General features: G+C 68.2%; 1 protein-coding gene. It reads right to left on the bottom strand.

All coding sequences use genetic code 11. The features are described from left to right. Positions 1-245 (bottom strand): hypothetical protein (locus R0J87_RS23450; RefSeq protein ID WP_498889384.1); only part of this gene is annotated, 245 nt, incomplete at both ends.

Below are 245 nucleotides of genomic sequence, written 5' to 3'. Positions count from 1 at the left end.
CGGTTCCGATGAGAAGCGCGGTCTTGGTCGCGACCATCTGCCCTGGCTCCATGGCGACCTCGACCGTCGTCGGTGTCGCCTCGAGGATCTTCAGTCGGATTCCATCGACTGTGGTGTGCGCGCCCGGTTCAGGCGTGACTCCGCGGAACCGCCCGAACACCTCGCCGAGCGGCCGAGTCCAGTCGAGCAGGCCGTCGTCGAGAGTCAGCTTCGGGGCGAGAGTCGGCTCGCCCTGCTGGGGCAGC

Source organism: Halomonas sp. SIMBA_159, assembly GCF_046536035.1.
Taxonomy (GTDB): domain Bacteria; phylum Pseudomonadota; class Gammaproteobacteria; order Pseudomonadales; family Halomonadaceae; genus Vreelandella; species Vreelandella venusta_A.
The sequence above is the reverse complement of the archived record's forward strand: the minus strand, read 5'-3'. Positions and strand labels throughout refer to the sequence as shown.